At 71.5% G+C, this 22,104-nt stretch carries 22 protein-coding genes; 14 read left to right on the plus strand and 8 right to left on the minus strand.

The features are described 5' to 3' along the window. Positions 1 to 22 precede the first annotated feature (22 nt). Both lysA and ACIRSS_RS19600 read left to right on the plus strand, forming a co-directional pair. The gene (lysA, locus tag ACIRSS_RS19595; RefSeq protein ID WP_400896642.1) at positions 23 to 1,366 is read left to right on the plus strand and encodes a diaminopimelate decarboxylase; all 1,344 of its coding nucleotides are present in this window, start codon (positions 23 to 25) and stop codon (positions 1,364 to 1,366) included. Positions 1,367 to 1,526: 160 nt separating this feature from the next. Then, positions 1,527 to 1,733 carry a hypothetical protein gene (locus ACIRSS_RS19600; protein WP_400896644.1) on the plus strand — a complete coding sequence of 69 codons (207 nt, stop codon included), beginning with the start codon at positions 1,527 to 1,529 and terminating at the stop codon, positions 1,731 to 1,733. On the opposite strand, the gene ACIRSS_RS19605 is transcribed toward ACIRSS_RS19600, so the two are convergent. Beyond that, positions 1,717 to 3,243 carry an APC family permease gene (locus ACIRSS_RS19605; protein ID WP_400896646.1) on the minus strand — a complete coding sequence of 509 codons (1,527 nt, stop codon included), beginning with the start codon at positions 3,241 to 3,243 and terminating at the stop codon, positions 1,717 to 1,719. The two genes, ACIRSS_RS19600 and ACIRSS_RS19605, sit on opposite strands and share 17 nt — an antisense overlap. A gap of 265 nt (positions 3,244 to 3,508) precedes the next feature. Between ACIRSS_RS19605 and ACIRSS_RS19610 the strand changes: the two genes are divergently transcribed. Beyond that, a complete protein-coding gene (locus ACIRSS_RS19610; RefSeq protein ID WP_086677247.1) occupies positions 3,509 to 3,985 on the plus strand; it encodes an Lrp/AsnC family transcriptional regulator in 477 nt (158 codons plus the stop codon). Between the two features lie 53 nt (positions 3,986 to 4,038). Here the strand turns inward: ACIRSS_RS19610 and helR are convergent, their stop codons facing one another. Together helR and ACIRSS_RS19620 are read right to left on the minus strand one after the other, a co-directional pair. After that, positions 4,039 to 6,243, minus strand: a complete 2,205-nt coding sequence (gene helR, locus ACIRSS_RS19615) for an RNA polymerase recycling motor ATPase HelR (protein ID WP_400896648.1) — start codon at positions 6,241 to 6,243, stop codon at positions 4,039 to 4,041. A 101-nt stretch (positions 6,244 to 6,344) separates the two neighbouring features. Beyond that, positions 6,345 to 8,162: a LamG-like jellyroll fold domain-containing protein gene (locus ACIRSS_RS19620; protein ID WP_400896650.1), complete on the minus strand. Its 1,818-nt coding sequence runs from the start codon at positions 8,160 to 8,162 to the stop codon at positions 6,345 to 6,347. A gap of 79 nt (positions 8,163 to 8,241) precedes the next feature. Here ACIRSS_RS19620 and ACIRSS_RS19625 point away from each other — a divergent pair, with 79 nt between their 5' ends. Beyond that, the gene (locus tag ACIRSS_RS19625; RefSeq protein ID WP_400896652.1) at positions 8,242 to 8,625 is read left to right on the plus strand and encodes a VOC family protein; all 384 of its coding nucleotides are present in this window, start codon (positions 8,242 to 8,244) and stop codon (positions 8,623 to 8,625) included. Here ACIRSS_RS19625 and ACIRSS_RS19630 read toward each other — a convergent pair. Continuing rightward, the gene (locus ACIRSS_RS19630) at positions 8,601 to 9,089 is read right to left on the minus strand and encodes a DUF6328 family protein (protein WP_400896654.1); all 489 of its coding nucleotides are present in this window, start codon (positions 9,087 to 9,089) and stop codon (positions 8,601 to 8,603) included. The genes ACIRSS_RS19625 and ACIRSS_RS19630 overlap by 25 nt on opposite strands. A 29-nt stretch (positions 9,090 to 9,118) precedes the next feature. Next, on the minus strand, positions 9,119 to 10,078 hold the full coding sequence (locus ACIRSS_RS19635; protein ID WP_400896656.1) for a helix-turn-helix transcriptional regulator: 960 nt from the start codon (positions 10,076 to 10,078) through the stop codon (positions 9,119 to 9,121). A gap of 56 nt (positions 10,079 to 10,134) precedes the next feature. On the opposite strand from ACIRSS_RS19635, the gene ACIRSS_RS19640 reads away from it, so the two are divergent. After that, positions 10,135 to 10,878: a GNAT family N-acetyltransferase gene (locus ACIRSS_RS19640; protein ID WP_400896658.1), complete on the plus strand. Its 744-nt coding sequence runs from the start codon at positions 10,135 to 10,137 to the stop codon at positions 10,876 to 10,878. Here ACIRSS_RS19640 and ACIRSS_RS19645 read toward each other — a convergent pair. The 3 genes from ACIRSS_RS19645 to ACIRSS_RS19655 all read right to left on the minus strand — a co-directional run bounded on the left by ACIRSS_RS19645 (position 10,761) and on the right by ACIRSS_RS19655 (position 14,088). Continuing rightward, a complete protein-coding gene (locus ACIRSS_RS19645; protein ID WP_400896660.1) occupies positions 10,761 to 11,153 on the minus strand; it encodes a TIGR03667 family PPOX class F420-dependent oxidoreductase in 393 nt (130 codons plus the stop codon). The genes ACIRSS_RS19640 and ACIRSS_RS19645 overlap by 118 nt on opposite strands. 67 nt (positions 11,154 to 11,220) lie before the next feature. Then, on the minus strand, positions 11,221 to 13,023 hold the full coding sequence (locus ACIRSS_RS19650) for a DUF2339 domain-containing protein (RefSeq protein ID WP_400896662.1): 1,803 nt from the start codon (positions 13,021 to 13,023) through the stop codon (positions 11,221 to 11,223). Between the two features lie 45 nt (positions 13,024 to 13,068). After that, entirely contained in the window at positions 13,069 to 14,088 is a 1,020-nt protein-coding gene (locus tag ACIRSS_RS19655) for a Gfo/Idh/MocA family protein (protein ID WP_400896664.1), read from the minus strand. Positions 14,089 to 14,252: 164 nt separating this feature from the next. Between ACIRSS_RS19655 and ACIRSS_RS19660 the strand changes: the two genes are divergently transcribed. The 9 genes from ACIRSS_RS19660 (at position 14,253) to ACIRSS_RS19700 (ending at position 22,073) form a co-directional block, all read left to right on the plus strand. Next, a complete protein-coding gene (locus ACIRSS_RS19660; protein ID WP_400896666.1) occupies positions 14,253 to 14,633 on the plus strand; it encodes a hypothetical protein in 381 nt (126 codons plus the stop codon). A gap of 37 nt (positions 14,634 to 14,670) precedes the next feature. Beyond that, positions 14,671 to 15,810, plus strand: coding sequence for a tRNA dihydrouridine synthase DusB (gene dusB / locus ACIRSS_RS19665; RefSeq protein WP_400896668.1), 1,140 nt, complete (start codon positions 14,671 to 14,673; stop codon positions 15,808 to 15,810). A 386-nt stretch (positions 15,811 to 16,196) separates the two neighbouring features. Further along, positions 16,197 to 16,733, plus strand: coding sequence for a Shedu anti-phage system protein SduA domain-containing protein (locus tag ACIRSS_RS19670; protein WP_400897568.1), 537 nt, complete (start codon positions 16,197 to 16,199; stop codon positions 16,731 to 16,733). A 154-nt stretch (positions 16,734 to 16,887) separates the two neighbouring features. Next, entirely contained in the window at positions 16,888 to 17,529 is a 642-nt protein-coding gene (locus ACIRSS_RS19675; RefSeq protein ID WP_400896670.1) for a VC0807 family protein, read from the plus strand. Between the two features lie 33 nt (positions 17,530 to 17,562). Further along, entirely contained in the window at positions 17,563 to 18,255 is a 693-nt protein-coding gene (locus ACIRSS_RS19680) for a GntR family transcriptional regulator (RefSeq protein ID WP_400896672.1), read from the plus strand. Further along, complete coding sequence (locus ACIRSS_RS19685) at positions 18,252 to 19,247, plus strand: ADP-ribosylglycohydrolase family protein (protein WP_400896674.1); 996 nt, start codon at positions 18,252 to 18,254, stop codon at positions 19,245 to 19,247. Before ACIRSS_RS19680 ends, ACIRSS_RS19685 begins: the two co-directional genes overlap by 4 nt. Further along, on the plus strand, positions 19,244 to 20,119 hold the full coding sequence (locus ACIRSS_RS19690; RefSeq protein ID WP_400896676.1) for a PfkB family carbohydrate kinase: 876 nt from the start codon (positions 19,244 to 19,246) through the stop codon (positions 20,117 to 20,119). Before ACIRSS_RS19685 ends, ACIRSS_RS19690 begins: the two co-directional genes overlap by 4 nt. Continuing rightward, positions 20,116 to 21,549 (plus strand): purine-cytosine permease family protein, encoded by a 1,434-nt coding sequence (locus ACIRSS_RS19695; RefSeq protein WP_400896678.1) that lies wholly within the window; start codon positions 20,116 to 20,118, stop codon positions 21,547 to 21,549. The genes ACIRSS_RS19690 and ACIRSS_RS19695 overlap by 4 nt, the downstream gene beginning before the upstream one ends. Next, on the plus strand, positions 21,546 to 22,073 hold the full coding sequence (locus tag ACIRSS_RS19700) for a cysteine hydrolase family protein (RefSeq protein WP_400896680.1): 528 nt from the start codon (positions 21,546 to 21,548) through the stop codon (positions 22,071 to 22,073). Before ACIRSS_RS19695 ends, ACIRSS_RS19700 begins: the two co-directional genes overlap by 4 nt. Positions 22,074 to 22,104: the final 31 nt, after the last annotated feature.

Raw genomic sequence — 22,104 nt, forward strand, 5'->3', positions numbered from 1 at the left:
CCGTGATGCCCGGAGGCACCCCGTGACGCTCAGCGAGCTTCTTCCCAGCCTCGGCTGCGAAGCCGCCGATCACCTCGAGCCAGGAGTCTGGCCGCGAAGCACCCGAATCGGCGAAGACGGCGAACTCCTCTTCGCCGGCGCGAAGGTCAGCCACCTCGCCGCCCGCTTCGGGACGCCGTCCTACCTCCTCGACGAGCAGCAGGTCCGCGACACCGCCCGCGAGTACCGCGAAGCGCTGCCGGACGTCGAAGTCGCGTACGCGAGCAAGGCGCTGTGTACGCGGTCCGTACTGCGTTGGGTCGCCGAAGAGGGGTTGTCGCTCGACACCTGCTCCGCGGGCGAGATCGCCGTCGCGCGCGCTGTCGGCTTCCCCGCGGAGCGGATGCTGCTGCACGGCAACGCGAAGACGCCCGAAGATCTGAAGGCCGCTCTCGGGTACGGCGTCCGGCGGATCGTCGTCGACTCGCTCGACGAGATCGAGCAGCTCGGCGCGCTCGCGCACGGCGCGCAGCAGGTGATGATCCGCGTGACGCCCGGTGTCGCGGCCGGGGCGCACGCGTCGATCAGCACCGGCACCGAAGGCCAGAAGTTCGGCTTCTCGCTCCTCGACGGCGTACCCGACAACGTCGACTCCGCCGTCGAGGCAGTGAAAAGGCAACCCGGGTTGCGACTTCAGGGCCTGCACTGCCACATCGGCTCCCAGGTGACCAGGATCGACCGGTACGAGGCCGCCGCGCGACGGATGGCCGAAGTGCTCGTCCGGCTCCGCGACACCCACGGCGTCACGCTGCGGGAGCTCGACCTCGGCGGCGGGCACGCGGTGCCGTACGTCGGTGGCGAGCCCGCGTTCGACCTCGGCGGCTACTCGCGACGGCTGCGCGTGGCCCTCGCCTACGAATGCGCGGCGCACGGTTTCCCCATGCCCCGCTTGACGATCGAGCCGGGCCGGGCGATCGTCGGGCCGGCCGGGATCACGGTGTACCGGGTGTGCGCGGTCAAGCGCGGCAGCCGCACGTTCGTCGCGGTCGACGGCGGCATGAGCGACAACGCGCGCCCGTCGCTCTACGGCGCCCGGTACACGACGCGCCTGATCGGGCGGCGCTCCAAGGAAAAGCGCGTCCCGATGACGGTCGTCGGGAGGCACTGCGAATCCGGCGACGTCCTGGCCGACGGCCTCAGCCTGCCCGCCGACCTGCGCGCCGGCGACCTCCTGGCCGTGCCGTGCACCGGCGCGTACCACCACTCGCTGGCGTCGAACTACAACCAGGTCGGCCGCCCGCCGCTGGTCGGGGTGAAGGACGGCGTCGCAACGCTGCTCGTGCGCCGCGAAACCGAGGAGGACCTCAGCCGCCGCGACTTGGGCTGACCGCGGCGAGCCCCGCGAGCAGCACACCCAGCGCGTACCGGAAGTCGTCCTCGACCGTCGGACGGCGACGGCCGAGTCTGGGAAGCCCGCGTCGTGCAGCACCCCGACCGCGCGCTCGGCCGGCGCGACGCGGGCGCCGTCGCGGTGCGCGAGCAACGCCGTGTGCAGCGCGAATCCCGCGCCTTCGAGCCACTCGAGCCACGGCCCCGACGAAGGCAGCCCGGCGACGGCCCTGCCCGGGGCGAACAGGTACTTCGCGGATCTCCTGTACGGGGTCGACGTCGTCCGCGTGACGAACGCCGGTCCGCTGCTGTTGCGAGCCGACGGCGTCATCGCGTTGACCACCTGGTTTAGACCGGCTCGATGACGTCGCCGCCGCGTCGCACGACCCCGCGCGGCAGCCGGCGGCCGGCGAAGAATTCGCGGCACGCGCGGTGCACCGCGAACATCAGCGGCACCCCCAGCACGATCGACACCACGCCGATCACCGCGACCCCGCCGATGCCGAACACCGTCGTCTCGCCCGCGTCCGGCTTCGCGTACTCCACCAGCGCGAACACCAGCACGGCCAGGAAGAACACCCCGCCGGTGAACGGCAGCAGCCCGCGCAGCACGAAATTGCGCACGCTCGCCAGCAGCGTGCGGCGGAACACCCAGACGCAGGCCAGCGCCGTCATCGTGTACTCGATCGCGATGGTCAGCCCGACCGCGTCGACCGAGTCCGACAGCACGTTGTCGCTGACCAGCGCCAGGAGCACGTACGCCGCCAGGGACACGAGCCCGAACGTCCAGGTGGCCACCGACGGCGTCCGGTACTTCGGGTGCACCCGGCCGAAAACGCGAGGCAGCGCGCCGTGGCTGGCCATCGACAACGTCGTGCGCGCGGCGGGCATGATCGTCGCCTGGCTGGTGGCCGCGCCGCTCGTGAGCACCGAGACGATCAGCAGCACGCCCAGCACCTTGCCGCCCGCGCCGTCGCCGAAGACCGCGCCGCCGAGCCCGGCGAGGACGTCGTCGGAGTTGGCCTCGTTGCCCAGGCCGATCCCTTCAGTGCCTACGCCGGCGAAGGCCAGCGCGGCGACCGTGACGAGCAGGTAGTTCAGCACCAGCAGCACGGTCGAGAGCACCGCGGCACGGCCCGGCGCGTGCCGCGGGTCGGCCGACTCCTCGTTGACCGACAGCGAGCTTTCCCAGCCCCAGTAGATGAACACGGCCAGCAGCACCGCCGAGACCGCCGTCCCCGCGCCGACCCCGCCGGGCCACAGCCAGTCCGGGCGCGGCACCGACGCCTGCGGGCCGGCCGTGCCGTCGAAGACGCGGACGAGCGCGACGACCGAGAAGAGCGCCAAGACCACGAGCTCCACGCCGAGCAGGATCCACTGCGCCCGCGCCGACACTTCGATGCCGCGGTAGCAGAGCCAGCACAGCACCAGCAGCCACGCGGCACCGATCGCCGTCGTGAGCCAGCGGTTGTCCGCCGCGCCGGACGCGCCGAACAGCAGCAGCGTGTACCGGCCGGTCAGCGCGGACTGGCTGCTCATCACCAGCAGCTGGGCGACCGTGACGACCCAGCCGGTGAACCACCCCGCGTGCGCGCCGAACGCGCGGGCCGCCCACGTGAAGTTGGTGCCGCAGTCGGGTTCCGCGCTGTTCAGCTCCCGGAAGGCCAGCGCCACGAACAGCACCGGGATGAACGAGAGCAGCACGAACGCCGCCGCCTTGAAACCGGTGCCGGCCAGCACGATCAGCCCGAGCGTGGCCGCGATCGAGTACGCCGGCGCGGTCGACGACATCCCGATGACCATCGACGACACCATGCCCAGCGCCCCACCGCGCAGCCCCTTCTCCGGGACGGCGGGGGCGAGTGCCACGGTCATTGCGTTGGTCCTCCTGGGGTTGCGAAAGACGACAGAGCCGCCAGACGCTACCCGGCGCGGCCCCGCGAGGGGGCCCGGCTGTGCGCGGGCGCACAAAACCGCCTCGGAATGACTCGTGCGTTTCCCTCTCCGCCACCGAATCCTCGGCAAATCACGATCCTGGCGCCGGATCACGTGAAGCTGCCGCAGGGGTCTCGCTTTCTGGTCAGGTCTCGATACGCTGCGCACTTGACAAATCACATGCCGAAACACAGGGAGGGACGGCATGGGTGACGATTCACGTGCGCGCGGACTGGACAACACGGACAGATCGCTCATCGCCCTGCTGCAGCAGGATGGCCGCGCGTCGTTCACCGCGCTCGCGAAGGCGGTGGGGCTTTCGGAGGGAGCCGTCCGCCAGCGCGTGCAGCGGCTGCTGCGCGACGACCTCATGCAGATCGTCGCGGTGACCGACCCGGTCAACGTCGATCTGACGCGCCAGGCGATGGTCGGGATCAGCGTCGACGGCGCTGATCCGCGCGAGGTGGCGGACAAGCTGTCCGAGCTCGCGCACGTGCACTACGTCGTGCTCTGCGCCGGGCGCTACGACCTGCTGGCCGAACTCGTCTGCCGGGACGACGACCACATGCTCGAAGTGCTGGGCGAGGAGATCCGCAAGATCGACGGCGTGTCCGGGACCGAGCTGTTCGTCTACCTCAAGCTGGCCAAGCAGAACTACGCCTGGGGCCGGCTCACGGCGTAGCCGCTCGTGAGTGAGAAACAGGGTTTGAACACTGTTTCTCACTCACGAGGCCGCTACAGGAACCGCCGGTAGCCGGCGCGCGCGGTCGCGCCCGCTTCGGCCAGCCCCGACAACACCGCCGGCAGCGGTTCCCGGTGCAGCACACCGAGGCGCTGCGTGGCGCGGGTGAGCGCGACGTACAGCTCGGCCGCGCCACGCGCGCCGCCGGCCAGGATCCGCTCCGGTTCGACGACGAGCACGGCGTCGAACTCCAGGCCCTTGGTCGCCGACGGCGGAACCGCACCGGGTACGCCCGGCGGCCCGATGACGACGCTGGTGCCTTCGCGACCGGCTTCGTCGTGGGCGAACTCGTCGATCGCGTCGTGCAGTTCGCCGTCGGCGATTCGCCGTGACCACGGCCGGATCCCGCACGCGCGCACCGATTCCGGCGGCCGCGCGGCCGGCGCGAACTCCGCGAGCAGCGCGCCGGCGACGCTCATGATCTCCGCCGGGGTCCGGTAGTTGACGGTCAGCTCCCGGTACACCCACCGGTCGGCGACGTACGGCGCCAGCACCGGCCCCCACGCCGTCGCCCCGGCCGCGCTCCGGCGCTGCGCCAGGTCGCCGACGATCGTGAACGACCGGCTCGGGCACCGCCGCATCAGCACCCGCCAGTCCATTTCGGACAGTTCCTGCGCCTCGTCGACGACGACGTGCCCGTACGTCCAGTCGCGGTCGGCCGCCGCGCGTTCGGCGAGGTCACGCGCGTCACGCTCGACGAACCGGCCGGCGAGGTCTTCGGCGTACAGCAGGTCGGTGGCGACCAGACCGAGGTCTTCGTCCAGCTCCTCGCGGTCCAGCTTGATGAGATCCATGACGCCTTCCGCGTACTCGGCGTCCTCCTCCGCCTGCCGGCGGGCCGCGGTGCGTTCGGCCGAGTCGTCCCGGCCGAGCAGGTCGACCAGCTCGTCGAGCAACGGGACGTCCGAGACCGTCCACGCCGCGCCGTCCGCGCGGAACAGCGCGGGATCGGCCCCGGCGGCCACGAGCCGGCGCGGCGACATGTACAGCGGCGCCAGCAACGTCTCCGGCGTCAGCTCCGGCCACAACGCGGCGAGCGCGGCGTCGAGGCCTTGGTGCCCGGCCAGCTCGTCGAGGACGTCGGCGCGCAGACCAGCCCACGCCCCACGGTCTTCGCTGGTCAGCCAGCCTTCGCCGATCCGCGCGACGGCCCGCGCGGCGAGCGTCGTCACGACGTGCTCGCGGAAGACCGCGCGGGCTTCGTTGTGCGGCAGCCCGGACCGGCGTGCTTCGAGCCGGGCTTCGTCCGCGACGGCGGCGTCGAGGTCGACGGTGACGTCGGCCAGCTCGACCGGCACCGGTTCGTCGGGCACCTTCTGCCGGTCGGCGACCGCCGCCTTCAGCACGTCGAGGATCTTCAGGGAACCCTTGAGCCGCGCCACTTCCGGCGCGTCCTCGGCGGTCACGCGCAGCCCCGGGACGAGGTCGCCGGTGGTCATGAAGACGACGTCGGACTCGCCGAGCGAGGGCAGCACCCGGCCGATGTGGTCGAGGAACAGCGGGCTCGGCCCGACCACCAGCACGCCGCTGCGCGACATCCGTTCGCGCCGCGTGTAGAGCAGGTACGCGACGCGGTGCAGCGCGACGGCCGTCTTGCCGGTGCCCGGCCCGCCCTCCACGACGAGCACACCCGGGTGCCCGAGCCGGATGATCTCGTCCTGCTCGGCTTGGATCGTCGCGACGATGTCCCGCATGCCCTCGCCGCGCGGAGCGTTGACGGCCGCCAGCAACGCCGCGTCCCCGCGCTCGTGGTCACCCGGCCGGCCGAACACCTCATCGGTGAAATCGACGACTTTCCGCCCCATTGTGTGGAACTGCCGACGGCGGCGCATGTTTTCCGGCGTCGCCGCGGTGGCGACGTAGAACGGGCGCGCCGCCGGCGCCCGCCAATCCAGCAGAAGCGGTTCGTAGTCGTTTTCGCCGTCGAAGAGTCCGATCCGGCCGATGTAGCTGGTTTCGCCCGAAAGGGCGTCCAGCCGGCCGAAGCAGAGCCCGTTGTCGGCGACGTTCAGCCGGACCGTCTCGCGCGCCCGGACGCGCACGTCCGCGTCCCGCTCCACCAGTGTGGTCCCCGGTTCCCCGAGCGCGCGGTCGTAGCGGACGCGCGCTTCGTCGCGTTCGCGGTCGAGGCGCGCGTACAGCCCGTCGACGTACGCGCGCTCCGCCCGCAATTCCTCGTCGTACCCCTGGTTTGACAAATTCCCCTCACAGCGGTTAGACTGACGGAACATTCGACGAATCTTCCTGTTTTACTCGGAAGGCACGTCGATTTTTTATTGTCCACCCGCTGTCAAGGGCCTCAGCCCAGCATGAATTCGCGCGGGTTCAGCGGCCGGTCCACCACCCGCACGTCACCCAGCAACCCGGCGAAGCTCCGGTCGACCTTGCCCTCGTAGGAAGAGGCCCCGACCAGCCACGACCCGCCCGGGTTCGCGAGGCCGACCGCCGGTGTGGCGGGGTTCCGCACCACCGGGCAGCCGTCGACGTAGACGACCGTGCGCCGCCCGTCGTTGACCACGGCGACGTGCCACCACTTCTCAACCGCCAGCTCGTGGCCCCAGTTCGTCGAGATCCGGTCCTGGTTGAGCGGGAACACCGCCCACTGCAGCTCGCCACCGTCCGAAAGGGACAGTGTGGCCGCCGACTCCTTCGGGTCGTCGCCGGTCTTGCCCGCGGCCGCGCCGCTGCCCTGCCGAGCGAACAGGCCGCACCAGCCGTGGTGGCCGTCCTTGAAGTTCGCCGGCAGCCAGAAGAACGCCTCGACGGTGTAGCCGCGTTCGAACGTCAGCTTGTTCATCGGCGCCGCGTCGACCGTGCGCAGGTACGCGCCGCGGCTCGGGTCGCGGCCGCCGTCGAACCGCAGGCTAGCCCGCGACGGCTGCCGCGGCGAGAACTCGCTGGAGAACTTCAGCGCGTCCGGGCCGCTGCCGGGCGCGGTGACGCGGGTGAGGTCGTTGCCGCGCCCGGTCTGGTCGCGTACGACGACGTCGTCCGGCACGGGCTTGCCGTCCTGACCGCCCTCGAAGCGCCAGTAGGCGACCGTGCCCGACACCAGCTGCTGCTTCGCCGGACGTCCGGGCGGGACCGGCACCGGCGCGAAGCCCTTGAAGCGCTCGGCGAAGTCGATCTCCAGGCTGAAGTAGTCGGCGACGCCGCTGCGTTCGACCTCGATCCGCTGCATCTCCGACAGGTGGTCCTGCGCGGCGAGCCACGGCGAGAACGTCCGGACGTCGACGACGCCGCGCGCGAGGTCGAACTGGTAGAGCCGGACCATCGCGCTGCCGCCGTAGTAGCGGTCCTGGTAGTTGGCGATGTGGACGTGGACGTCGTGCCCGGCGGCGTTCTTGCGGACCGTGCGCCCGGTCGGCCAGTAGTGCCCGTTGAGCGTCAGGAAGATCTGGTCGTTGCCGTCGACGAGCTCCTTCCAGACCAGTTCGCCGAAGGTGGAGAACTGCGCCTGGTGGTCGTCGTCGGCCCAGACCAGCTCGTGGATGGTGAGGATCGCGGGCAGCGTCGGGTGCTGCGCGAGGACCTGCTTCGCCCAGTTCAGGCCGCCGGCCGAGGGCCGCCAGTCGAGCGCCAGCAGGAGCCACTCGCGGCCGCCGCCGCGGAAGATGTGGAAGGTGTTGTAGCCGTCCTTCGTGGCACCGCGGAACGTCGGCGAGTTGCGCTGGCGCTGCGGGCCGAACGCGTCGAGGTACGGCGACGGGCCGCGCTGGTCGTCCTTTGAGCCGTCGATGTCGTGGTTGCCCGCGAGGGTGCTGTACGGGAACCGGCGGCGGTCGAGGGCCTGGAACGACCGGCTGATGCGGGCGAACTCGTCCGCGCGGCCGTTCTGCGTGAGATCTCCGAGGTGAGCGAGGAAGACAACGTTGTCATCCGACTCGTCGAGGACATAGCGCAGCGAAGCGTCCAGCGGGGCCGCGTCGCCGCGGTCCTCGTCGAACAGGTACTGCGTGTCCGGCATGACCACGAGCGTGAAGCGCGGATCTTCGGCGTCGGGGCGGTGCTGGCCCTGAGCTTCGGCGGCCGGCGCGCCGAGGACGCCCGGCAGGGTCGCCGCGGCGGCGACGGCCGGCGCGCCGAGGAGGAAGGTCCGGCGAGAAGTGTCAGTCACGGGCGGGAAGCTACGGGCGCCGCCCGACCGCCCCGGCAACTGCTGCCGAACACGGGATGAACAGCGGTACTGTGCGCGCATGCGGGTCTTCCGGCTGATCCAGCCCGTCGACGACATCGAGGTCGCGGTCGCCTTCTACGCCGCCGTCCTCGGCGACCCCGGCGAGCGGATCTCGGTCAACCGGCACTACTTCACCTGCGGCGGCGTGGTGCTCGCCTGCGTCGAGGCGCCGCTCGAACACCGCGAACCGCGGCCGCGCAAGGACCCGCGGATCGTCTACCTCGCGGTCGACGACGTCGAGGCGACGTTCGAGCGCGTGCGCGGCGCCGGTCCGCGCTGGATCGACGACGCGATCGAGACGCAGTTCTGGGGCGAACGGTCCTTCTACGCCGACGACCCCTTCGGCAACCCGCTCTGCTTCGTCCAGGAGGACACGCTCTACTTGGGCGGTCCCGTCGGCTGATCGGCGTCGGACGGGTTCAGTCGCAGCGCCATGACGAACCACAGGCTCCCGAAGAGCAGCACGCACAGCACGGCCATCACGAACATCGCGACCCCGCCGTAGACCACCTTGGCGATCAGCGCGACCGTCGACGTGATCGCCAGGGCGAGGCAGACCAAGCCGACCAGCACCAGGCGGTTGCCGACCGTCAGGATCCGTTCCCGGCTCCCGGTGCGGAACAACAGGCGGTGCCACGCGGCGGGCGCGGTCAGCAACGCCGTCGCGGCCACCGCGAGCGCCACCGCGGACAGGTGCAGCGCTTTCTCGAACCCGCTGGCGTCGTGGAAGCGGTCGGTGAACACGACCGACAGCAGGAAGCCGAAGAGGATCTGCACCCCGGCCTGCGCGACGCGCAGCTCCTGCAGCAGCTCGCCGATGTTGCGCTGCAGCTGCTCGTTGCGGGTCTCGCCGGTCTGTTCCGCCACAGGAGGAAGATACGCGGGTTCCGGGCGGCTCACCGGTTGCCGGCGGCGGCCAGCAGGCGCTGCCCGAGGACGCTCACGGCCTGCCGGAGTTCGGGGCAGCGGACGATCCGGAACGGCGCCGGGAGCCGGGCGAGCTGCTCGGCGTACCACGCGGGGTTGCTGGTGCTGCCGGTCAGCCGGGTCGTCCCGGCGTCGACGCGCTCGAGCTTCCCCACCGCGCGCGGCAGGCACCGGCCCACCCGGTCGAGGGGCGCGTCGATGACGACTTCGACGTCGTGCTCCCAGCCGACGGCGAGGTGGTCTTCGACCGCCGCGACGGGATCGAGGTCCGGGGGCGGCTCGAAGGTGTCGTCGCCGGGCTCGACGCTGCGGACGCGGTCGATCCGGTACGCCCGTTGCGCGCCCTCGGGGTGGGTGCGGCAGAGCAGGTACCACCGGCCGTGGCGGACGACGACCGCCCACGGGTCGACCACGCCGTCCCACTCCCGGCCCGCCTCGGAGCGGTAGCCGAGCCGGACGCGCCGGTGGTCGGCGCAGGCGTGCACGAGGGCCGCCGTGGTGTCGGGATCCGGCCGCGCGGCGGCGGCGTCCGGCGCGGGCGCGGCGGTCCGCCGGACGGCCTCGGCCTGCGCGGCGACGGGCTCCGGCAGGGCCTGCACGATCTTGCCGAGCGCGCCGCCGACGAGGGTGGCGGCGTCCCCGGCGTCGTGATGGCCGTCGAGCACGGCCATGACCAGGCCGAGCGCCTCGGCCGGGCTGAACGTCAACGGCGGCAGCCGCAGGCCGCGCCCGACCCGGTAGCCGCCGTACGGCCCGCGGGTGGCGACGACCGGGATGCCGGCCTCGCGCAGGATGCCGACGTACCGCCGGGCGGCGCGTTCGGACACGCCGAGCTTGCCGGCCAGCCGGTCGGCGGTGATGCCGGGACCGGCCTGCAGGAGCTCGAGGGTGCGCAGCGCCCGCGCGGTCGGGCTGGTGTCGTCCGCCATGGGAGTTCCCGGTTCCGGAAGTGGATCGTCCGGAACCGATCCTAGGCTGCCCGGCCATGACCGACACCCGCTCGACCGCCGACGTCACCGTCGTCCCCGCCAACGAGGCGTCCTGGGACGACCTCGTCGCGATCTTCGGCACCGCCGACTACCCCGGCCGCTGCCAGTGCCAGCGGTTCAAGGTCGCCGGCTGGATCTGGCGCGACTCCACGCAGGAGCAGCGGACCGCGATGCTGCGCGGCCAGACGGCGTGCGGTGACCGGGACGCCGCCACCAGCGGGCTCGTCGCGTACGTCGACGGCGAACCGGCCGGCTGGGTCGCCGTCGAGCCGCGGACCGCCTACCCCAAGCTGCGCGGCTCGCGCGTCCCGTGGACCGGCCGCTCCGAGGACAAGGACGACACCGGCGTCTGGGCCGTGACGTGCTTCGCCGTCCGCAAGGGCTACCGCGGCCGCGGCCTCACCTACCCGTTGGCCGAGGCGACGATCGGCTTCGCCCGCGAACGCGGTGCGCGCGCGCTCGAGGCGTACCCGATGATCACCCGGCCAGGTAAGGAATCACCTGGGGCGAGCTGCACGTCGGTGCCCGTCAGGTGTTCGCCGACGCCGGGTTCACCGAAGTCAGCCACCCGACACCGCGCCGCGTGGTCATGCGTATTGAGTTGTCCACTGTGGACTGATACTCACCACCCCCACGTACGGTCGGGCACCACGCGGATGCGGACGGAGTACTCGGCGTCGAAGGCATCGGGCGTCTGGAACCCGATGGCGGCGTACGCCGGGCCGTACTTGTCGAGGTAGCCGGGTGCCTCCGAAGCCTTCCCGGCTTCGAGGTGCGCCTTGCCGTTCACGACGAGGACCGCGCCGCCACTTTCGTTGCTGTTGAGGTGAAAGCTCACCTCGGGGTTCGCTTCGATGTGGCGCAGCTTCGCGGTGTCCGGCTTGCTGAACACCACGATGTCGTCGCCGTCCAGGACGAACCACACCGGTCGCGGTGCGGGCCGCCCCTTCGGCGTGACGGTGGTCAGCCAGCCGATCCGCTCCGCGGACCGGTCGGCGATGGTCGGTTGGGTCATCGGTCGTTCCCCCTGGTCGTCGGGCTGTGACCCAGGTAACCACAGGGCACCGACAATTCTTCCCGCGTCAGCGCGAGGCGACCCGCCGCGCGTACCGCGTCCCGGCCGCGAGCAGGACGAGTCCCGCACCGAGGAACGCGCCGACGCGCGCGAGGCCGTCCAGCGTCGCCAGGTCGAACAGCACCAGCTTGAGCACGGCCGCGCCGACCAGGACCAGCCCGATCACGCGCAGCGCGACGACGTCGATGCCGCGCAGGAGCAGCAGGAGCGCCGCGAGCGTCCAGGACACCGTGATCAGCGCGTGGCCGAGCAGGAAACCGGTGCGGCCGGGGACGGCCAGCAGCGACCCGCACAGCACGACGCCGCCGGCGCCGTAGAGCGCGGAAACCCCGGCGACGAGCCAGATCGGCAGGTCGTCGGCCGGCCCGCGGAAGATCGCCAAGCGCAGGGCCGCCCACGGCAGCGCGACCGAAACCGCGAGGAGCAGCGCGGCGACCGCGAGCGCGCCGGCGACGTCGGCGACCGGCCGCGCCCGGTAGACCAGCAGCAGCACCGGCGTGACGTCGAAGAAGACACCGATCAGGCCGCCGATCGTCGCGAACCCGAGCGCGGCGCCCAGGGCGACCTTGTTGCGCCCGCCGATCGCGGCCACGACCAGCAGCAGCGCCTCGCCGAGCAGCACGGCGGCGCGCGCCGGGCCGTCGAACTGCGTGACGGTCGCCTGCAGGATCGCCAGCAGCCCGGCGAGGCCGGCCAGCTGCCCGGCGAGCCCCGGCCACCAGCGGCGCGCCGCCCACACGGCGAGCAGGACGACCCCGGCACCGGCCGCGACGGGCACGGCCTGGGCCTTGGGCAGCAGCACGGCCGCGACCAGCGTCGGCAGGATCGCCGTCGCCAGCACGGAAAGCGCGGCGGGGTCGTTTTCCCGGCGGCGCAGGACGATCAGCGCGAGCGCGGCGCCGACGAGTCCCGCGCCGAGCGCCGCGGCGGTGTTCGCCCAGCCGCTGTGCACCACCGCGGTGCTGACGACGGAGGCGAACAGCGGCGGCACCCCGGCGGCGAGCGTCAGCGACGACCAGTCGCGGCGCAGCTGCGCCGGCACCGTCGCGAGCTGGACCATCAGCAGGAAGGCGACGAGCTCGGGCGTGAACCCGCGGGTGATCATCGGCGCGCAGACCGCACAGCCGAGGACGACGACGGAAGCCAGCAGCGGCGACTCCCACTGCACGGCCACGAGCAGCCCGCCGACGGCGACCGCGAGGCCCGCGGCGAGCCCGGCGAGGACCGGCAGGAAGTCGTAGAGCGTCGTCGCGGCGACGGCGTCGAGGTAGAGCGTCGCGATGCCGGTCCAGGCGAGGGCGAACGCCCCGGTGCGGCCGGCGGGCTTGCGGTGCAGCCAGACGCCGGCCCCGGTCAGCGCGAGCCCGAAGGCGGCCCCGACGAGCACGCGCGGCAGCGGCCCGAGCCAGCCCCGCTGGACGGCCAGCACGAGCAGCAGGACGACGCCGAGCAGCGTGACGGCGCCGCCGACCCAGGCCAGGACGCGGCTACCGGCGCCTTCCTTGCCGAGCTTCTCGCCCAGCGTCGGACGCGGCGGAGGCGGCAGGTAGGGCGACGGCGGCGGGACGTACTGCTGCCGGGGCGGCTGCCAGGGGTTCTGCGGCCACGGCGGCGGCATCCGCGGCTGGGGTTGCGGCTGCGGCTGCGGCTGCGGCTGCGGCTGCGGAGGCACGGCCTGCCGCGGCTGTTCAGCCGGCTTCGGCCGGTCGGCCTGGACGGACCGGAGTTCGGAGCCCACCACGGCGAGACGACGCCCCAGGTCGTCGATCTCGCCGGCGAGCCGGAGGAGCACATCTGCGTCGGTGGTCATACCGGACAGAGTCGCCCACAGCGGCCCGCCGGCGGATCCGTAGCACTACTCAACCGCGTTGAGTACCTGATCCATGGTCGTCATGATCGAGACGGTTTCGGCGAGCGGCATGAGCGGGCTCTCGGTCTCGCCGGCCGCCAGCCGCCGCGCGACCTCGTCGGCCTGGTGCCGCAGGCCACGGCCCTCGTCGACGTACTCGTAGCGGACTCGCTCGCCTTCGCGCGGGACGAGCCTGAAGGACGCGGGAGCGTAGAACGGCCCGTCGACCTCGATGCGCGCGTCCGTGCCGACGATGACCGCGGTGGTCGGCGAAACGGCGCTCAAGGTGCAGTTCAGCACGGCCTGCGCGCCGCTCGGGTAGCCGAACAGCATCGACATCTGAGCGTCGACGCCGGTGAAGGCGGGGGTCGCCATGGCGGCGACGCGATCGGGCGAGCCGAGGACCATGGACGCGAACGAGACGGGGTAGATCCCCAGGTCGAGCAGGGCGCCACCGCCGAGTTCGGGCGCGAAGAGCCGGAAGGCGGGGTCTTCGGCAAACCATTGCCCGTGGTCGGCGGCGACGGTGACGACGTCCCCGAGGCTGGGCAGCAGCTCGCGGATGTGCCGGATGTGCGGCAGGAAGCGCGTCCACATCGCTTCCATGAGAAACAGGTTGCGTTCCTTCGCCAGCGCAACGAGGTCTCGCGCCTCTCCGGCGTTCATGGTGAACGGCTTTTCGACGAGCACGGGCTTACCTGCTTCGAGGGCGAGCCGAGCGTTGCCGTGGTGCAGGGGGTGTGGGGTGGCGACGTAAACGACGTCGACGTCGGGGTCGTTCGCGAGGGCTTCGTAGCTGCTGTGGCGGGTCGGAACGCCGTGCGCGTCCGCGAACCGCTCGGCGCTTTCGGCTGTGCGTGAGCCGACAGCCGCGACGACGCCGGAGCCGGTCAGTTCGAGGTCTTTCGCGAAGGCCCCGGCGATGCCGCCGGTCCCCATGATTCCCCAGCGCAGGGGCTTGTCGGTCATACGCACACCATAGGTCCGGCGAAGCTCTGGAATGTTCGTGCGATCGCTGCGCGGCACCACTTGGAGTTCGGCCGCTTCAACGTCGACCTGAACCCGCCGAAGCGCGCGGGCGACGTCCCGGTCTGCGACAAGTAGCCGCGGGCCGTGTCGGCAAAAGCACGGTGGGTGCCCGACGCGCGGTCGGGCACGGTGGAGGTTCCCGAGTCGAGCGGAGGCTCGCCGTGCCCCGTCGCCGTGTGCCCGACCGCGCCACGCCCGTCGGCGCGGGCCGGGTCTTCCTGCCCGTGATGCTGGCCGTCTTCGGCCTGGGCACGCTGGTGCTCCTGGTCGCCGAGGTCAGGGTCCTGGTGAGCGCCGCCGATCCCTCTCCGTGGTCGGTGCTGTCGGTGTTCGCGACGGCGATCCAGCTGGTCGCGGTCGTCGCGCTCGCCTTCAAGCGGCGGTGGGGCGCGAAGGTGTTCGCGGCGGCGTTCGTGGCGAGCGCGCTGCTGGACTTCGCGTCGGTGACCGGGCTGAGCACCGGGGCGATCCTGATCAAGATCATCGCGGCCGGCCTCCTGGCCACGGCGGTCCTGGTCCGCTGGGACGACCTCGTCGCTTGACCGCCCCTGGTCGACGTGATCGACACCACAAGCGACAATGGAGGACGTGACCGCCACCCTGAGCAAGCCCGCCCTGAAGATCGGCCCCTACCAGGTCGATCCCCCAGTCGTGCTCGCTCCGATGGCCGGCATCACCAACGTCGCCTTCCGCCAGCTGTGCGCCGAGTACGGCGCCGGCATCTACGTGTGCGAGATGATCACCGCCCGCGCCGTCGTCGAACGGCACCCCGGCACCATGCACATGATGACCTTCGGAGCGAACGAAAAGCCCCGGTCCATGCAGCTCTACGGCGTCGACCCGAAGACGATGGCCGAAGCCGTCCGGATCATCGTCGGCGAGGGGCTCGCCGACCACGTCGACTCCAACTTCGGCTGCCCGGTCGCGAAGGTGACGCGCAAGGGCGGCGGCGCGGCGCTGCCGTTCAAGCGGAAGCTGTTCGAGGCGATCGTCCGGGAGTCCGCGAAGGCGGCCGGCGACGTGCCGTTCACGGTGAAGTTCCGCATCGGCATCGACGACGACCACCACACGTTCCTCGACGCCGGCCGCATCGCCGAAGCCGAGGGCGCGGCGGCGGTCAGCCTCCACTCGCGCACGGCCGCGCAGCGCTACTCCGGCCAGGCCGACTGGACGAAGATCGCCGCCTTGAAGGAAGCCGTCACGAGCATCCCGGTGCTGGGCAACGGCGACATCTTCTCCGCCGACGACGCCCTGCGCATGGTCGCCGAGACGGGTTGCGACGGCGTGGTCGTCGGCCGCGGCTGCCTGGGGCGGCCGTGGCTGTTCGGCGAGCTGGAAGCCGCCTTCGCCGGGCGCCCGCTGCCGACCCCGCCGAACCTCGGCGAAGTCGCTGCTGTACTCCGCCGCCATACCGAACTGCTCGTCGAGCACGACGGCCACGACAAGGCGATGCGCGACATCCGCAAGCACATGGCCTGGTACCTGATGGGCTTCCCGGTCGGCTCGGAGCTGCGCCGCGGCTTCGCGATGCTGTCTTCGATGACCCAGCTCGACGACCTCATCGCTCAGCTCGACCACGACGCACCGTTCCCCGAGGCGGCAACGGGCCCGCGCGGCCGCCAGGGCTCCCCGGGCAAGGTCACCCTGCCGCACGGCTGGTTGGACGACCCGGACGACGACTGCGTCCCCGAGGCGGAAGACATGCACTCCGGCGGCTGAGCCCACGCTCGATATCCCAGGTCGCCGGCACTGCCACAGCTGCCCAGCCGCCCGCCGAGTCTCGGCCGTTCACGCAAGATCGTCGTAACAATGCCGATTCCCGGCGCGACTCGCCCCGCGTGACCTCCTCCGCCAGTGAACCGGATTCCGCCGAAGAACTCCGGAAGCGGATCGAACACTCCGCGACGATCTGGCTAGCACTCGAGCCGGATGACAGCGAAAAACGATTCTCATAGTCAATTCCTGGACACCACGACCGGACGGTTCCGGTTTCGACCTGCGTCCCGGCGCGAGCCAATGGGCGTGCGAGAACGACGCCATCGGCGAACTCCACCGGTTCCTGGCGGCGCGGTTCGGGACACCCGAGCCGCAGACCGAGCACGACGCTGTCCGAGGTCGTCCGGAACCCTGACGCCAAAGAGAAAGAATTCCAGCGAATTCTCGACGAGAGCTGGTGGATATTCGGCGGCAAGTACGTCGAGAAGACGAAACGACGATCGCTGACCGTCCTGACGCAGCTGGACGTCCCGCTCATCCGGGCCGACGGCGTGCTGCACGTGGTCGAGCTGAAACGCGCCTGCATCCCGGATCTCGTCGTGAAGCACCGCGAGTTCTTCGTCGTCGGCCCCGAAGTGAACAAAGCGGTCGGCCAGACCCTCAACTACCTCCGCGAATTCGACGAGCAGCGTGACGTCATCAAGAGCCGGCTGGGCATCGAATGCCGACGCGCGTTCGCCACGGTCGTCATCGGCCATCCCGAGCACGTGCCGGACGCCGCGGCGCGCGCCCAGGTCGCGGACACGCTCCGGACTTACAACGCGCACCTCTCGCGCGTCGAGGTGATCACCTACGCCGACCTCATCCAGGGAGCCCAGAAGGCCCTCGAGCTGACACCGTCCGAACCTGCCCCGCGCCGGAGGTGAGGCCGTCGCCGGGCTTCACGGCTGCTCACGGCCCTTGCGCCGCGAGCTCGGGAAGTCCGGCTGCCGACCCGACCAGCCGGCCGTGACATCTGTCAGGCCGAAGTCGTGGCGGACGGCATCCGTCCCGGACTCCCCGCCGCGACAAGCTTTTCCCATGACGAACAACGGTTCCCCGCTCAAGTCCCTCGTGATCGAGATCGCCGTTCCGATCGGCGTCTACTACGGGCTCCACGCGCTCGGTGTGAGCGTCTTCCTCTCGCTCGCCCTCAGCGGCGTCGTCCCGCTCGCGAGGACCCTCCAGCAGCTGGCCAAGCACCGCACCCTCAACGGCCTCGCGCTGGTCGTCCTGGTCACGAACGTGGTCGGCATGCTGCTGACGTTCGTCTCCGGCGACGCCCGGATGATGATCGCGAAGGACTCGATCGGCAGCGGCATCACCGGGCTCGTCATCCTCGTCTCCGCGTTCACCGCGGCGCCGATCATGACCAAGGCGATGCGCCCGTTCCTCACCCGCGGCAAGGCCGAAAACGAAGCCGCCTGGGAACGTCTGAGCGGCACCGCGCGCTTCGACTCGATCTTGCGCCACACCAGCGTCATCTGGGGCATCGGGTTCGTGCTCGAGTCCGCGGCCCGCGTCGTCGGCGCCTTCACGCTGCCGGTCGAAACCATGGTGTGGCTGAGCACCGTCATCTTCGTGAGCGCCTTCGCGCTGATGATGGTCGCCGGCGGGAAGGTCGCCGAACAGGCGGGCAAGCTGATCGCGGCCGACGCGCAACGGGAGCTCGTCGCCGCTTGACCTGCGACAACGCGAGGGTGTACAGGTGTGTACATGTACAGCAAGCGGCAGCAGCTCGTCGGTGACCTCTCCGACCTGATCCGCTCGGGCCGCCTCGCCCACGGCGAACGCCTCCCCGGCGAGAACCAGCTCGCCCTGCAGTACCAGGTCAGCCGCGGCACCGTCCGCAGCGCCCTCTCCGAGCTCCAGCAGCTCGAGCTCATCTCCACCCAGGCCGGCGTCGGCTCGTTCGTCACCTTCGACGGCGTCCAGCTCGACCAGCGGATCGGCTGGGCCCGTGCCCTCGCCGACGCCGGTTCCCCCGTCACCACCGAGCTCCTCGGCATCGAGGCCGTCGAAGACCAAGCCCTCGAAGAGGAATTCGGCGAGACGGCCTACGTCGCCGTCCGGCGGCTGCGGCGGGAGCGTGACCGGGGCGTCTCACTCGAAACCGCCACCGTCCCCGCCGACGGCCTGCTCGCCGACCTCCCCGAGACCGGCCTCCGCGACGGCTCCCTCACCAAGACCCTCGAAGCCGCCGGGCGGATCTCCGTCGGCGGCGACCAGTGGATCAGCACCGAACGCCTCGACGCCTGCGCCGCCGGACTCCTCGGCCGCAGCATCGGCGAACTCTTCCTCCGCGCCGAGCGCACCTCGGTGGACGTCGAAGGCCGGCTCGTCGAACGCGTCGTCAGCCTGCTGGACCCCGACCGGTTCCAGTTCCACCTCACCTTCGGACACCGGTGAACGCGCGGGACCGGGCGCTCGGCGCGTTCACCGGCCTGGCCGTCGGCGACGCCCTCGGCATGCCGACGCAGTCCATGTCCCGCGCCGCGATCGCCGCCGCCTACGGGCCCGTCACCGGCCTGTTGACCGCCGTCGCCGAGCAGCCGGTCGCGCCGTCGATGCCCGCCGGGTCGGTCACCGACGACACCGAACAGGCCCTGCTGCTGGCCCGGCTGCTCATCGACGGCCGCGGCACCGTCGAGCCGCACGTCTTCGCCGACGCCCTGCTCATCTGGGAGGCGGACATGGTCCGCCGCGGCTCCGCCGACCTGCTCGGCCCGTCGACCAAACGCGCGCTTTCCCGGTTGCAGGACGGAGTTCCGGCCGACGAGGCCGGCCGCACCGGCACGACCAACGGCGCCGCCATGCGCGTCACGCCGGTCGGCATCGCGACGCCGTCCGAGGACCTGCACCGGCTGGTCGACGCCGTCGTCGCGACCGCGCGCGTCACGCACAACACCAGCCTCGGCATCGCGGCCGCCGCCGCGGTCGCCGCCGCTGTGTCGGCCGGAGTCGACGGTGCCAGCCTGACCGAAGCGCTCGACGCGGGTGAGCGCGCGGCCGTCGTCGGCGGGGAACGCGGGCATTGGGCACCCGGCGGGGAAATCGCCGCGCGCATCCACTGGGCGCGCGGCTGGGTGCGGGGTATGGCGCCGGACGCCGTCGCCGACGCGGTCGCCCGGGTGATCGGGACGTCCGTCGCGTCGCAGGAGTCCGTCGTGGCCGCGTTCGCGCTGGCCGAGGCCATGGGCGACGACCCGCCGGCGGCGTTGCGCCTGGCCGCCGGACTGGGTGGCGACACCGACACGGTCGCCGCGATCTGCGGGGCGATGCTCGGCGCCGCGCACGGGGTCGGCGTCTTCCGCCCCGACGTCGTCGAGACGGTCTTGGCCGTCAACCGCCTCGAATTCGGCCCGCTGGTCGACGAGCTCCTCAAGCTGCGCCGCCGATGACCGGGCGGCTGGTGCACACCGGGCAGGTCGTCCTCGACCTCGTCATGGCGGTGCCGGCCCTGCCCCCGCCGGGCGGCGACGTCATGGCATCTTCGACGGATCTGTTGCCCGGCGGCGGTTTCAACGTCATGGCGGCGGCCGCGCGCTCCGGCGCCCGCGTGCTCTACGCGGGCAGCCACGGCACCGGCGCCTTCGGCGATCTCGTGCGTGCCGCACTGACGGCCGAAGGCGTCGAACTGGCCCACGAACCGACGCCGGAACTGGACACCGGCATCGTCGTCGCGCTGGTCGACGCGACCGGCGAGCGCACCTTCGCGACCGGCACCGGAGCCGAAGGGCGGCTGACGCCCGAAGCGCTCGCCAACGTCCTCCCAAAGAGTGACGACGTCGTGTACGTGTCCGGCTACAGTTGGTTGCATAGAAGCAATCGCAGGGCTCTCGCCGAGTGGCTTCCCCACATCTCCGGCTCGAGAACCCTCTTCGATCCCGGCCCGTTGGCCGGTGACCTCACCCCTGGAGACCTACACGATTTACTGTCCTATGTAGACATATTGAGCTGCAACGCCCGCGAAGCCGACGTGCTCGGCGAGCTGCCGCCGGTCGCCGTCGTCCGCGAGGGTGCGAAGGGCTGCCGCATCCACGAGCACGGGCGCGTCACCGACGTCCCGGGCTTCAAGGTCGACGCCGTCGACACGAACGGCGCCGGCGACACGCACTGCGGCGTACTGGCCGCTGAACTGCTGCGCGGCAGTACCCTCCTCGACGCCGCCGTGCGCGCCAACGCGGCAGCAGCGCTTTCGGTGACCCGCCGCGGCCCGGCGACGGCACCGAGCCGGGCGGAGATCGACAAGCTGCTGGAGGCCACGACATGAGCGGTACCCGCAGGCTCGAGGTGGAGACCAACGGCCTCGACGTGATCGACGACGCCGAGCGCCGCGGGCGCCCGCGGCAGCTGTTCTGGCCCTGGTTCGGCGCGAACGTGTCGGTGCTGGGGCTGAGCTACGGCTCGTTCACGCTCGGCTTCGGCATCTCGTTCTGGCAGGCGCTGGTCGCCGGCGTCGTCGGCATCCTGTTCTCGTTCCTGCTGTGCGGGTTCATCGCGATCGCCGGCAAGCGCGGCTCGGCGCCGACGATGCTGCTCTCGCGGGCGGCGTTCGGCGTCCGCGGCAACCGGCTGCCGTCGGCGATCTCGTGGCTGCTGACCGTCGGCTGGGAAACCGTGCTGACGGCGTTGGCGACGCTGGCGACATCGACGGTCTTCGAGCGCCTCGGCTGGGGCGGCGGGACCGCGACGAAGGTGGTCGCGCTGATCGTGGTCGCCGCGCTGACGGTCGCCGCCGGCGTGCTCGGCTTCGACGCGATCATGAAGCTGCAGACGTGGATCACCTGGATCACCGGCGTGCTCACGGTGGTCTACGTGGTCCTGGTCGCCGGCGACGTGCACTGGGACGCGGTCAGCGCGCTGCCGTCCGGCTCGGCGCAGCAGTGGGTGGGCGCGCTGGTGTTCCTGATGACCGGCTTCGGCCTCGGCTGGGTCAACGCGGCCGCGGACTACTCGCGCTACCTGCCGCGGTCGGCGTCGAGCCGGGGCGTCGTCGGCTGGACGACGTTCGGCGCGTCGGTGGCACCGCTGGTGCTGCTGGTGTTCGGGCTGCTGCTCGCGGGCTCGTCGCCGGACCTGAACAAGGCGATCGCGGCCGACCCGATCGGCGCGCTGACGACGTTGCTGCCGCTGTGGTTCCTGGTGCCGTTCGCGATCGTCGCGGTGCTCGGCCTGGTCGGCGGCGCGGTGCTGGACATCTATTCGTCGGGCCTGGCGCTGCTCTCGGCGGGGCTGCGCGTGCCGCGCCCGGTGGCGGCGTTCGTCGACGGCGTGCTCATGGTGGCGGGCACGGTCTACATCGTCTTCTTCGGCGGCGAGTTCCTCGGCCAGTTCCAGGGTTTCCTGGTGACGCTCGGCGTCCCGGTCGCGGCGTGGTGCGGCGTGATGCTCGCGGACGTCCTGCTGCGCCGGCGCGACTACGCGGAGCGCGACCTGTTCGACCCGGCCGGCCGCTACGGCGACGTCCGGCTCGGGCCGATAGCGCTGGTCCTGGTGGCGACGGCACTGGGCTGGGGCCTGGTGACGAACACGTCGGCGGCCTGGCTGAAGTGGCAGGGCTATCTCTTGGAACCGCTCGGCTTGGGCGGCCGCGACGGCTCGTGGGCGTACGCGAACCTCGGCGTGCTGCTGGCATTGGCGCTCGGTTTCGTGGTGACGTTGTCGAACAGGCAGCGCATCCGCACGCAGGAGGCGGCGTGAGATCGGTCCTGGCGGTCATCGACCTGCAGAACGTGTTCGCGGACCCGGCGAGCGAGTGGTTCACGCCGCGCTTCGCCGAGGTGGTGCCCCGGATCCAACGCTTGGTGACGGCCTTCGGCGACGACGTGGTGTTCACGCGGTTCATCGCGCCAGAGCGGCCGGAGGGGGCGTGGAAGCAGTACTACGAGCAATGGCCGTTCGCGTTGCAGCCCCCGGATTCCCCGCTGTACCAGGTGATCGACGCGTTCCAGCCACAGTCCACAATAGACGCTACGACCTTCGGCAAGTGGACACCCCGAATGGCCACCCGAGTAGGAGGCGCGCGCTTGCTGCTGGCGGGCGTGTCAACGGACTGCTGCGTGCTGTCGACAGCGTTGGCAGCAGCGGACGCGGGGGTATCGGTAACGGTGGTATCGGACGCGTGCGCGGGTGTGGACGACGAGAGCCACGCAAAGGCCTTGGACATCATGAGGCTGTACGCCCCGCTGGTGAAGGTGGCCACGACGGAGGAGGTGCTGGGCTGACACCCGACGTTCAACCGGGCGAAGTAGATTC

Origin of the sequence: Amycolatopsis sp. NPDC101161 (assembly GCF_044768185.1) — a bacterium.
Classification (GTDB): domain Bacteria; phylum Actinomycetota; class Actinomycetes; order Mycobacteriales; family Pseudonocardiaceae; genus Amycolatopsis.